Genomic DNA, 11,790 nt, shown 5'->3' with positions numbered 1-11,790 from the left:
GGGGCTAGGCGCTCCTCCTAAAAGCTATCGCTTTTAGGTGTGCGATGCTGATGCTGTCGAAGCATTTCTTGTGGAGCTGGACAATTTTCGAAGTCAACTTTTCTTATCTTTTAAGAAAAAGCATTGGGCTGATAACAGCCCAATGCTTTTTCCATGTATTATCGCGGTGGATATGTCCCCAATGAAGGACCGGCGCCATATGGATATTCATATTCAATTTCCTCTGAAAAAGTAATGTAGTCAACTGAGACCATTGGTATTAAATAGCGTGTTCCGGCTTGGGGATCACTTAAGATGACATGGTCCCGGCCGGCAGCTTCGATAATCCCGGTAAATTCTTTGGAATTCCACTGCGTGCTGCCTTCAAAAGTAGCATACAAGTGCACCAGTTTCCCTTTGTTTAAACGTAAAATATTCTCAATATATGACTGTTCAATTGGCAGCATGCCTGGTATTTGAGCTCCTGACGATACTGGCGGTCTTGGTACGGCTCCTGTCCCAGGTGGTGGGAATGATTGGTATCCAGGATGCCCCCCGGCAATTGGCTGGGCTCCCTGCTGCCCGGCCGCACCAGTATAAGGTTGGAATCCTTGTGGATTGTAATATTGGCTCATCTTTTTCCCTCCTAAAAATGAATAAACAAATGGCCCAACATTTTATAAATACTCCCTAAACCAATAATGGTTCCTATGGGAACGAGCTTTCTTTGTTCCCGGCTCTTTTTGATGATTATGAAGTGAGAAAATTTCTTAGATTAGCTGTTTAAATAGTATGAGGAGAAATACCGATATATGACTTGAGGATTAGAAAAATAAAAAAGTCCCCAAGGAGTGTTTGGAGACTTTTTCCGCTAGTTAGCAATTATACATAAAGAAATTGCGGAACGCGTTCTTCGGTTAAAATATTGCCGACGAAGAAGGCGCCGAATTCGCCGTAACGGGCGCTGACTTCATCAAAGCGCATTTCATAGACAAGTTTCTTAAACTGAAGCACATCATCCGCAAATAATGTAACGCCCCACTCATAATCATCAAAGCCGACAGAGCCAGTAATAATTTGCTTTACTTTTCCGGCATATTTCCGGCCGATCATCCCGTGGCTTTTCATCAAGTTGCGGCGCTCTTCCATGGGCAGCATGTACCAATTATCATTGCCCTGGCGGCGCTTGTCCATTGGGTAAAAGCAAACATGTTTAGCTTTTGGCAATGTCGGGTACAGACGGGCCAGCACTTGCGGATTTTGATAAGGGTCTTCATTTGCTGGGAGATAATTGCTTAGCTCCACTACAGATACATATGAATAAACTGGTACGGTGAATTCCGCCAATTTTGTTTTGTTGAATTCGGTTTCAATTTCATTGAGCTCTTCCATTGTCGGCCGTAAAATCATCATCATAAAATCTGCCTTTTGCCCTACGATTGTATATAAGGCATGGCTTCCTTCATTTTGTTTCTGGGTGGTATTCCATTTTTCAACGAGACTTAAAAACTCGTGGATTGCTGTTTGGCGTTCGTCACTGGAAAGCATTTTCCACGCTGGCCAGTCAATGGTTCGGAAATCATGAAGGCAGTACCATCCATCAAGTGTTTGTGCTGCTTCGCTCACAGTATCACTCCTAGGTCAACTATATTTAACAATAATTACTATATCATAGTTTGACCAAGTGATGCTCGAATAAAACCTTTGTTAGACAGAAAGAATAAGATGGTGAATATTTTGGCTTTGTGAGGGAATATATGAATTATTTCGAAAACAAAAATTTTTTAGGGTAAGCGCTGTCTGTGGTGTACCGGGCTTGAATTTTTACTTTCGTAAAGTATCCTAAGAATTGAGTTTTTGAACGAGGAGGATTTTTTGTGGATTTATTTGAAGGATTAAAAAAGAAAATTGCCGGACGCAATTTACGAATTGTTTTTCCTGAAAGTCAGGATGAGCGGATTCTGAAGGCCGTTGGTCGCCTGGCTGAGGAAAAGCTGCTGACACCGATTTTGATCGGAAACATTGAACAGGTTCAGGAAAAAGCACATAAACTTGGTGTTTCACTTGATGCGGTTGAAATTTATGACCCTATCAACTATGTTGGAATGGATGAGCTCGTGGCTGCTTTTGTGGAGCGCCGTAAAGGGAAAGCGACAGAAGAAGAAGCTCGGAACATTTTACTCGATGTTAACTATTTCGGCACAATGCTTGTTTATTTAAATAAGGCTGACGGGCTTGTCAGTGGTGCTACCCACTCAACAGCTGATACCGTACGTCCTGCCTTGCAAATTATAAAAACAAAGGAAGGCGTCAAAAAGACATCTGGTGTGTTTATCATGGTACGCGGTGACGAGAAATATGTATTTGCAGATTGTGCGATCAATATTGCGCCTGACAGCATGGATTTGGCAGAAATTGCTATCGAGAGTGCGAGAACGGCGGAAATGTTTGACATTGAACCGCGGGTTGCCATGCTTAGCTTTTCGACAAAAGGGTCTGCAAAATCGCCAGAAACCGAACGGGTTGTGGAGGCTGTAGCGGAGGCAAAACGGCGTGCCCCATACCTCGTACTTGACGGTGAATTCCAATTCGATGCCGCATTCGTGCCATCTGTAGCGAAAAGCAAGGCACCGGATTCCGTACTTCAAGGGGACGCAAACGTCTTCATCTTCCCAAGCCTTGAGGCTGGAAACATCGGTTACAAAATTGCTCAGCGCCTCGGCGGCTTCGAAGCAGTCGGTCCCATCCTCCAAGGCTTAAACCGTCCAGTCAACGACCTCTCCCGCGGCTGCAACGAAGAAGACGTCTACAAACTCGCCCTTATCACAGCAGCACAGGGGTTATAATGGTGTCAGGCACCATTCGTGGACAAATTGCCGTTTTGTCCACGTGGGGTGGACACCCGTTTTTATATAGTCTTTCTTATCTAAAGGTATACACCTTTTTGAGGCCAGTCCTGTTGGACTGGTTTTTTTCGGTTTTATTTTGCTACAATAGGTTTATTAATTACTGAAGGAGTTGCGGTAATGGAGGATTTATTGCGACAGGCTGAGTGGCGGATTATTGATCAGTCGGCAGTGGGCCTGCATTTTCAGGCGCTGCAGTCATTTGGGTTTGATGATGCGCTGTGTGCTTCTGTCGGGGCAGGAAAGGCACCGGCAACTGCGAGGACATGGGTTCATCATAATACTGTTGTTTTAGGGATCCAGGATACGAAATTGCCCTTTTTAGATGCAGGGGTTCAGTACTTGAAGGAAATGGGTTATCAAGTGATTGTGCGGAATTCCGGAGGACTGGCCGTGGTACTTGATGATGGTGTTCTTAATATTTCCCTTATATTCCCCGAAGCTGAAAAAGGAATTGATATCAACCGCGGTTATGAAGCGATGTGGCGCCTCATTCAGCAGATGTTTGCCGACTTTCCAGCAAAGATCGAGGCGAAGGAAATTATTGGATCATATTGCCCAGGCAGTTATGACCTCAGCATTGGCGGGAAGAAATTTGCTGGGATTTCGCAGCGCAGGCTAAGAAAGGGTGTTGCTGTGCAAATTTACCTATGTGTAAGTGGCAGCGGCGCGGATCGTGCAGAACTTATACGGGAGTTTTACAAGCGGGCTAAAGGCGGACAGTATACAAAATTCAGCTATCCGGAAATTATTCCCGAAGTTATGGCTTCACTGTCAGAATTGCTAAATAGCTCGTTAACCATTGCCGATTGTATGATGCGGCTATTGACTGAGTTAAAGAAAAACAGCAGCCGATTCTATGCGGGGCAGTTAAATGAATATGAACTTGAACTTTTGCCTAGTTATGTTCAAAGAATTACCGAGCGTAATGAAAAATTTGCCGAACTGTAAAAGGCCGCAAATCCATTCCTTGGATTTACGGCTTTAATGGTCCTCGAAAATGGCCCAGTTGTACAAGGAAAGCTTCGACAGCATCAGCATCGCACGCCTAAAAGGCTCACTTAGGCGGAGTTACCAGAGGCAGTAAGAAAGACTATTCTTAGCCAATCGGTCATTCTCTCTAGATTGCCAGTAGGTGGCTGCTTTTTGCTTTCTTATAACCTCTTCCTCGCTATTTTTCCAAAAATCTGAAGGGTTTTTTATTCCGCTACTTTCTCTAAATTTCCGTTTCGGTCCATTTTGAATTTAGTTGACGGCCTTTCCTCTTCTTCAAATAATACAAGCTTGCGGGCACGATTCATAATTTTCATTAACGTCTCGTAATCTTCCTGCATTGTTTCCTTGTTCTCCTCGAGTTCTTTCACTTTTGCCGTCAATTCCTCATTTTGTTTTCTCAAGTCAGCTATTTCCCGCTTTAATCTTTCATTATCTATTTTTAATGCATCATTTTGCAGATTGGAATGTTTAAAGTTTTGCAAGAAAGCAATGACGCTTTCCATAGTGAGTGTAGATCCGGCTTGTTTATAGGTTTGTGCTGCTGGTGTGTATTCTTGAACTGCCTGGCTTTGGGCAGCCATTTCGCTGTTCACATTTTGCACTTCCGTTTCTTCAGCCATTTCAATTGTAATGGGCATTACTTCCAGTTCTTCTACGGCAGGTATCGGAGGGCTATAAAGTAATTTTTTCTTGCCCCCTTGGTCTTTTCCTAAAATTCTTTGCCGTTGTTTTCGTTGTTTTTTCGCCAGCTGAAGTGCTTTTTCATAGCGATGGCGAACAACGGCATTCCATCTGAAACCGCATGCTGCTGAAGTCCGATTCAGCTTGTCACCAACTTCTTCAAAGGCATTGAGCTGTGTACTTCCCTCTCTTACATGCCGAAGGACTGTTTCAGCCAGAAGAAGATCATTCTCTTCTGTCCATGCATCTTGACGAACTTTCATTTGTTTCAACTCCTTATAAAATGTACGAATGAATCGTCAGCGCGTAGGAAGGGGTTCTTCCAGCCGACTTTAGTTTTCAAAAGTTCTAGTCTTATGATGGACAAGTTTTCTAGGCTTTATACCAAAATGGTTAAAAGGATAATAGATTTTTTCCTTTTTCAAAAAAAGAAATTATGACTTCGAGAATTGTCCAGCGCAAGCAGCCTAATCCCTTGGTATGTGCTCCTGCGCCATAGCTTATTCGAAGAAGCTTAAGTTCAGCTCGTCGCATGCCTACAAGGAGGGTTATTCGGAGAAGCAGGAAGCCGGCTTGGTTTTCCACTGCCTCTATCTTGCATTCGGTTGAAAGAAAATGTAAAATACCAAAGTTGATATGTTAAAGTACAAAAACCGTTCAAGGAAAAATGAATGGGTTTTTTCAAGCTGATGGTTTTTAAATGAAAATCTTACATGCCGATTGGCTAAAATAATAATAGATTGACTGGAGAAAGGGTTGAATGTTAACATGCCCAATGAATTTCGTGTTTGCGACGATTGCCAGGCTGTGAATTTAAAGACGCTAATTCCTCGTTTAAAAGAACTGGACCCAAAGGCCGAAATTAAAATCGGATGCCAATCCTATTGCGGCCCCGGCCGAAAAAAAACATTTGCCTTCGTCAACAACCGCCCCGTGGCTGCCCTGACAGAAGAGGAATTAATGGAAAAAATCAATAAAAAACTCAAATAATCACCTTCGAACTCATCCTTAGGTGATTTTTTTCTTTACCGTACTGTTTATGAAGTATATAACCTACATACATAACAGGGAAAAAAGCCTATTGTCCACCCCACGTGGACAAAATGGCAAAATGTCCACGAGCGGTGCCTGACACCAATCTGTTTTTGGGATATAATAAGGTCATTGTTATTGCAGGAAGAGGGAAATGAATTGTCTTATTCGGCGGAGAAGTTGAGTGAAGAGAAAGTGTTTAAGGATCCTGTGCATCGTTATGTTCATGTGCGGGACCGGGTGATTTGGGATTTAATTGGAACGAAGGAGTTTCAGCGCTTAAGGCGGATTAGACAGTTGGGAACGACGTTTTTGACGTTTCATGGAGCGGAGCATAGCCGTTTTAATCATTCCTTGGGCGTATATGAAATTGTACGGCGTATCATTGATGATGTATTTGCCGGGCGTCCAGAATGGAATGCAGATGATCGCCTGCTCACGCTTTGTGCAGCACTGTTACATGACCTAGGGCACGGGCCATTTTCCCATTCCTTTGAAAAAGTGTTCGAGTTAGATCACGAGGATTTTACCCGCGCCATTATCTTGGGGAAAACGAATGTTAACCATGTACTGTCAAGAGTCGGCCGCGATTTTCCTCAGAAAGTCGCCGATATTATTGCCAAAACTTCTGAGAAAAAACTAATTGTCAGCATGATTTCCAGCCAAATTGATGCCGACCGGATGGACTACCTGCAGCGAGATGCTTATTACACAGGGGTAAGCTACGGCCAATTCGATATGGAAAGAATTTTGCGTGTGATGCGTCCAAGGGAAGACCAAGTGGTGATTAAAAAAAGCGGTATGCACGCCGTTGAAGATTATATTATGAGCCGCTATCAGATGTACTGGCAGGTCTATTTTCACCCTGTATCACGAAGCGCAGAGGTGCTGTTGTCAAAAATCCTCCATCGTGCGAAGCAGCTGTTTAAAGAAAATTATCGATTCAAACATGAACCACACCATTTTACATCCTTTTTCTACGAGCAAGTGACCCTAGCAGATTATTTAAAATTAGATGAATCCGTGATTTTATACTACTTTCAAATTTGGCAGGAAGAGGATGATCCGATTTTAAGCGATTTATGCAGCCGGTTTGTCAATCGGAATTTGTTCAAGTATGTAGAATTCGACCCTGCTAAAGAGTATAAAAAGCTGACCCAATTAACTGCCTTGTTTATGAAAGCAGGCATTGACCCGGAATATTACTTGGTAGTCGACTCATCATCGGATTTGCCGTATGATTTTTACCGTCCCGGCGAGGAAGAAGAACGTCTACCAATTAACCTGCTAATGCAAAATGGAGAATTAAGGGAGCTGTCGCGGGAATCAGAGATTGTTGAAGCAATCTCGGGAAAGAGACGTACTGACCATAAGCTCTATTATCCGGCTGATTTTCTTGCGGATGAATCGAGTATTGGCGAGCGGGAGCTGAAGAAACAGATACGTTCATTATTGGAATAAGCGTTGTTGAAATGAGTAGGAGTGACGAACTTGTTAAATGATCATGCGAAGCTAATGCAGGCCATTAGGGTATCCGGTGAAATTGTCGGACGGAAAAAGCTGCAAAAGATGATATATATTGCGAAAAAAATTTCTTTTCCGTTCCAGGAAAGGTTCCAGTTCCATTTTTACGGTCCCTATTCAGAGGAGCTGACATTGCGGGTGGAAGAGCTTTGTAATATGGGGTTTCTTCATGAGGTGAAGGAAAAAAAGGGCGGTTATTTTCAATATCGCTATACACTGACAGATTCCGGGTTAGAGTTTTTGAGTGACAATGAAGTGGACATGCCGCATTTAGAGGAGTTCTTTTCTGATATGAACGACCAAAATGCTAGATTTCTGGAACTTGTTTCAACGATTTTATATTTTGATAATCTTCCAAAGGAAGAGGTTGCAACGAAAGTATTTACGCTAAAAAGCAGCCAGCGCTACACCGAAGCGGAAATTGATGAGGCATATCAGTATATTGAAACTCTAAAGGGTAAAGTTCAATAACTGCGCGCTTGGAATATTCCCCAGGCGTATTTTTTTTAAAAGAATATATTCAATTTTTTGCAAAAAATGTTATGATTTGTTTTATAGGGGGGAGCGCAATGATCGTTGGAGCACTTTCAGTAATTTTAGCGTTTGGTATACCCATTACTGCTATAATCACGAGCCATATTCAAAAGCAAACCAAAATGCAACAGGAAATGCTTAAAGACCAATTGGAATTGGAAAAACTTAAACACGAAAACTACCTAATCGAAACAGAAAAAATGAGGCTGGAACTCGAAAAAATACGCCTCGAAAACCCCAAAGACGAAATCAAACTTATGTAACAAAAGCGAGATTCCTATCAGGGAAAAAAATAGAGTGTGCAGCCTCAAAAGAAAGGTTCACACTCTATTACTAGGAATCATGTGTCCACTGGAGACGGACAAAACCTTATTTTGTCCACGAGCGGTGCCTGACACCATTAAAAACCATTACTTGTCGCTTGCTCTAATGCCGCCAACTGCGTAATGGTTTTTGCTCATTTCTTCGATGAAGATGGTGATGTTTTCTTTTGGGGCGCCGGTTGTTTCGCTGACTGCGGTTGTTACTTTTTCTACGAGTGCTCTTTTTTGGTCCTCGGTGCGTCCTTCGAGCATTTTGATTGTAACGTATGGCATGTTGTAACCTCCTTCTTATGTTTCTGTAATAGTAGTGTTCCATAAAAGGCGGAAAAGTGCAATCATGATCGTTGCTTTAATTTTCCCTTTTGAACGAGGTTTTTGTATACTAAAAGCACCATCGAAATAGATCGGCAATGGATTATATTTGTTAAAAGGAGAGGAGAAACTCGTTTGGACCAATTTCTTGCATATCCGTTAAGGCAAATTCCGTATGTGGCCATTACGCTGATATTTGCCTTTACATTACATGAATTTGCTCATGCTTTTGTTGCCTATAAATTTGGTGACATGACCGCGAAAAATCAGGGAAGGCTTACATTAAATCCAATGTCGCATTTGGATCCGTTCGGAACGCTGCTGATTTTAATCGCCGGCTTTGGCTGGGCCCGCCCGGTGCCTGTCAACCGCTTTCATTTTAAAAAGCCGCGCCTGGCTGGAGTCCTTGTCTCCATCGCCGGCCCTTTGAGCAATCTGATTCTTGCCTGCATCGGTTTTATTGTCGGTTACGGTTTAAACCGTTCGGGAATCCAAGTGACTGGAAATTTCTATGAATTTATGGAAATCTTTATTCAGCTAAATATTGTCCTGTTTATTTTCAATTTGCTTCCGCTGCCGCCACTTGACGGTTACCGGATTGTGGAAGATTTGGTTCCGGGCGGTGTCCGGGCCAAAATGACTCAATATGAACAGTACGGGATTTTAATTTTCCTTGTGTTAGTGATTACCCCGCTTGATCAATATACGATTCAGCCGATTTTCAGTATCGTTCTTCCCTGGATAACGGGAGGATTAAGCAATTTCTTTTATTCGTTGTTTTTCTAGGAGGTTTAAAGCATGGATGAAAAAAAGAAAAAACTGGCCTTTAACATTATTAAAAGCGACCCCACGGACGGGCACAAAGGCTTCGGCAAGGGAACTTTGAGCCTTGATAATGTGACGCCGGTCATTATCGATATTGAGGCTGGTACAGCTGAAATTGATATCGGTGCGATGCATGCCCGGAGCACAGTGGAAAAGGGCATTAAATTTTTACCAAATCAAGAAGAGGTACCAAACGGAAAGCCGTATTGGCTCGTCTGGGTCACGGTGGACCGGAAGGTAGAAGGGCCATATTACGCTGGGGTAGCGGCTTGTTTTATGACCGTTGATCGGGAAATCCGCCGCGGCTACAAATCACTGCCAGAGCACGTAAACCGTATGGATAAGTCAATGAAACGCCATATCATTGTCGACCATATGGATGACAAATCAAAGCGCGTGCTGGCTGAATTCTTACGTAGCCATAACGAGGAGTTATGGAAAAATTCATCATCGGAACTAAAGCACGCTTTATTGTCGGAATAGCGTACTGTTACGAAAAAGCTCCGGGGGACCATCCTCCGGAGTTTTTCTGCGTGACTGTACCGTGCTCTTTCTTCGCCGGCCGACGTCCTTTTTAGTGTTTTCCCCACGGGAAAATTCGCTTATACCATGGCTGTTTTTGCTTGTCTTTCTTTTGCAATGCTTGTGATTCGTCTTTTGTTAAATGATCGGTACAGTATTCGGTCGGTTGCGTTCCTTTGACATAATAGGTAAAGCGGCGGACCGGGCAATTCTTTGTAGCCAATTTGCCATTGAGCGGGTTCACATATACCCCGATAACTCCCTTAGGCGGTTTAAACGTCTTTAATGGTTTCCCTTGCAATGCCTCTTCCATAAAATGAGCCCATACGTTTTTAGCATAGGTTTTATCCGTGGTGAGTTCCAGTGGCTTGCCCGCATCATAGCCTGCCCAAACAGCGGTGACGAGCTGCGGCGTGAAACCGATCATCCAGCTGTCCGTTTCCGTTGACCCTGATTTCCCGGCATAAGGCCTTGTTAAATCTTTCGTGATCGTGCTGCCGGTTACAGTGGCATAGCCGTTTAGTTTCGGGTCGAAAACTCCGGTCATCATCTCGGTCATCACAAACGCTTTTGCCGGGTCCAGCACTTTTTTCGAAACTTGTTCTTTTTGATAAATCACATGCCCACTATAATCCTCCACTTTGGTAATGAATGTCGGAATGACACGTTTGCCGCTATTGGCAAACAAACTGTAAGCACCAGCCATATCAATGACCCGTACCCCGGACGTACCGAGAGCCAGCGAAGGAAGCGGAGACATTTTGGTTGTCAGCCCAAATTTCTTGGCAGTCTCAACCAATGTATCTTCTCCTAAAAATAGATGCGTTTTAACAGCATAAATATTATCAGATACAGCAAGAGCCTGAGCCAATGTGATTTCCCCATTGGCATATTTATTGTTAAAATTATGCGGTGTATAATCTGGACTGCCATTATCGAAATGGAAGGTCGTGGCCTCACTGCGCATCATGGAAGATGGGGTAAAGCCATGTTCAAGGGCCGCGTAATATAATAGCGGCTTAATGGTTGAACCGGGCTGGCGGATGGCCTGAACCGCACGGTTAAATGGGCTTTTTTCATAATCCCTGCCGCCGACCATGGCTTTGACATCGCCTGTTTTAGGATCCATCGCGACCAGAGCAGTTTGGATCTGGGATTCTGGGTCGGCATATTTTTTGATTTGCTCTTCGGCGGCTGCCTGATCTTTCAGATTTAAGGTCGTATACACTTTTAATCCGCCGAGGGCGATCGTGCGGTCATCCAAGTGCAGCTGATTTTTCAGTGCATTTTTCACGGCGTCTTGAAAGTATGGTGCTGTTTTAACGGTTTGCGTCGGATGAGAGCCAACCAGATGAAGCGGCTCATGTTTCGCCTTTTCCGCCTGATGCTCGCTTATATAGCCGTTTTTTACCATGCTTTCTAAAATCATCGCTTGGCGGGCTTTGGCATTTTTCATGGAGGCGAGCGGTGAGTACATGTACGGGCCTTTGGGAATGCCTGCCAGCATGCTGGCTTCGGCAAGCGTTAAATCAGCTGCCTTTTTACCAAAATAATATTGACTTGCCGCTTCGGCACCGTAAGCACCGTTGCCATAATAGATCGTATTTAAATAGCCTTCCAAAATCTCATTTTTTGAATAATTCATCTCAAGGCGAATCGTATAAAACGCCTCGAGTAGCTTACGCGTCCAAGTCTTGTCATGTTCAAGAAACAGATTGCGGGCGTATTGCTGCGTAATCGTGCTTGCTCCCTGTGCTTTTGAAAAAGATTTGACATCCGCAAGCACAGCCCCGGCAATTCGCTTATAATCAAATCCATGATGATGATAGAAATTCTTATCTTCAATAGAAACGGTAGCATTCACAAGATCGGGGGAAATCTCGTCGAGTTTATCCCAGTAGCGCTTTTGTCCGTTATTGCTCTCCCCTATTAGAGTGCCGTCATCAGCATAAAACAGTGTAGACTGCGGAACCGCAATCGGCGGTGCACCTAAAATTTTTGCATAGGCAAGGATGCTAATATAGATAAGAAACATGCAAATCATGCCTATCAAACTGATGAAGATAAATGCCCTTAAAATTTTTACTGTTTTTCGAAACCCTTGATCAGTCATGATTTCCATATGTGTCACCCCTGTTTGAATGTGGAAATGCCTT

At 43.5% G+C, this 11,790-nt stretch carries 13 protein-coding genes; 8 read left to right on the top strand and 5 right to left on the bottom strand.

Features of this window, described 5'->3' with window-relative positions:
* Positions 1-158: 158 nt before the first annotated feature.
* A complete protein-coding gene (gene gerQ, locus BFU02S_RS05160; RefSeq protein ID WP_066367515.1) occupies positions 159-614 on the bottom strand; it encodes a spore coat protein GerQ in 456 nt (151 codons plus the stop codon).
* Positions 615-861: 247 nt separating this feature from the next.
* Positions 862-1,605 (bottom strand): hydrogen peroxide-dependent heme synthase, encoded by a 744-nt coding sequence (gene hemQ, locus BFU02S_RS05155; protein WP_066367512.1) that lies wholly within the window; start codon positions 1,603-1,605, stop codon positions 862-864.
* A gap of 251 nt (positions 1,606-1,856) precedes the next feature.
* Here hemQ and pta point away from each other — a divergent pair, with 251 nt between their 5' ends.
* Together pta and lipL are read left to right on the top strand one after the other, a co-directional pair.
* The gene (gene pta / locus BFU02S_RS05150; RefSeq protein ID WP_066367511.1) at positions 1,857-2,825 is read left to right on the top strand and encodes a phosphate acetyltransferase; all 969 of its coding nucleotides are present in this window, start codon (positions 1,857-1,859) and stop codon (positions 2,823-2,825) included.
* Between the two features lie 180 nt (positions 2,826-3,005).
* A complete protein-coding gene (gene lipL, locus BFU02S_RS05145; RefSeq protein WP_066367509.1) occupies positions 3,006-3,836 on the top strand; it encodes an octanoyl-[GcvH]:protein N-octanoyltransferase in 831 nt (276 codons plus the stop codon).
* A gap of 248 nt (positions 3,837-4,084) precedes the next feature.
* On the opposite strand, the gene BFU02S_RS05140 is transcribed toward lipL, so the two are convergent.
* Positions 4,085-4,825 (bottom strand): RsfA family transcriptional regulator, encoded by a 741-nt coding sequence (locus tag BFU02S_RS05140; RefSeq protein WP_066367507.1) that lies wholly within the window; start codon positions 4,823-4,825, stop codon positions 4,085-4,087.
* Between the two features lie 505 nt (positions 4,826-5,330).
* Between BFU02S_RS05140 and BFU02S_RS05130 the strand changes: the two genes are divergently transcribed.
* The 4 genes from BFU02S_RS05130 (at position 5,331) to BFU02S_RS05115 (ending at position 7,915) form a co-directional block, all read left to right on the top strand.
* On the top strand, positions 5,331-5,552 hold the full coding sequence (locus tag BFU02S_RS05130) for a YuzB family protein (RefSeq protein WP_066367526.1): 222 nt from the start codon (positions 5,331-5,333) through the stop codon (positions 5,550-5,552).
* 201 nt (positions 5,553-5,753) lie between these two features.
* A complete protein-coding gene (locus tag BFU02S_RS05125) occupies positions 5,754-7,055 on the top strand; it encodes an HD domain-containing protein (protein WP_066367499.1) in 1,302 nt (433 codons plus the stop codon).
* A gap of 30 nt (positions 7,056-7,085) precedes the next feature.
* Positions 7,086-7,589 carry a YwgA family protein gene (locus BFU02S_RS05120; protein WP_066367496.1) on the top strand — a complete coding sequence of 168 codons (504 nt, stop codon included), beginning with the start codon at positions 7,086-7,088 and terminating at the stop codon, positions 7,587-7,589.
* A 98-nt stretch (positions 7,590-7,687) separates the two neighbouring features.
* A complete protein-coding gene (locus BFU02S_RS05115; RefSeq protein WP_174520326.1) occupies positions 7,688-7,915 on the top strand; it encodes a hypothetical protein in 228 nt (75 codons plus the stop codon).
* Between the two features lie 147 nt (positions 7,916-8,062).
* On the opposite strand, the gene thmT is transcribed toward BFU02S_RS05115, so the two are convergent.
* The gene (gene thmT / locus BFU02S_RS05110; protein ID WP_066367490.1) at positions 8,063-8,248 is read right to left on the bottom strand and encodes a 2-hydroxymuconate tautomerase; all 186 of its coding nucleotides are present in this window, start codon (positions 8,246-8,248) and stop codon (positions 8,063-8,065) included.
* Between the two features lie 174 nt (positions 8,249-8,422).
* Between thmT and BFU02S_RS05105 the strand changes: the two genes are divergently transcribed.
* Together BFU02S_RS05105 and BFU02S_RS05100 are read left to right on the top strand one after the other, a co-directional pair.
* Positions 8,423-9,073: a site-2 protease family protein gene (locus tag BFU02S_RS05105; protein WP_066367489.1), complete on the top strand. Its 651-nt coding sequence runs from the start codon at positions 8,423-8,425 to the stop codon at positions 9,071-9,073.
* 12 nt (positions 9,074-9,085) lie between these two features.
* Complete coding sequence (locus tag BFU02S_RS05100) at positions 9,086-9,595, top strand: YwhD family protein (RefSeq protein WP_066367486.1); 510 nt, start codon at positions 9,086-9,088, stop codon at positions 9,593-9,595.
* A gap of 91 nt (positions 9,596-9,686) precedes the next feature.
* Here BFU02S_RS05100 and BFU02S_RS05095 read toward each other — a convergent pair whose 3' ends face one another.
* A complete protein-coding gene (locus BFU02S_RS05095) occupies positions 9,687-11,756 on the bottom strand; it encodes a transglycosylase domain-containing protein (protein WP_066367484.1) in 2,070 nt (689 codons plus the stop codon).
* Between the last annotated feature and the right edge of the window lie 34 nt (positions 11,757-11,790).

Source organism: Neobacillus fumarioli NBRC 102428, from assembly GCF_001591485.1.
Classification (GTDB): domain Bacteria; phylum Bacillota; class Bacilli; order Bacillales; family Cytobacillaceae; genus Neobacillus; species Neobacillus fumarioli.
Note: the sequence above shows the minus strand (reverse complement) of the source record. Positions and strands in the feature narration are given on the sequence as shown.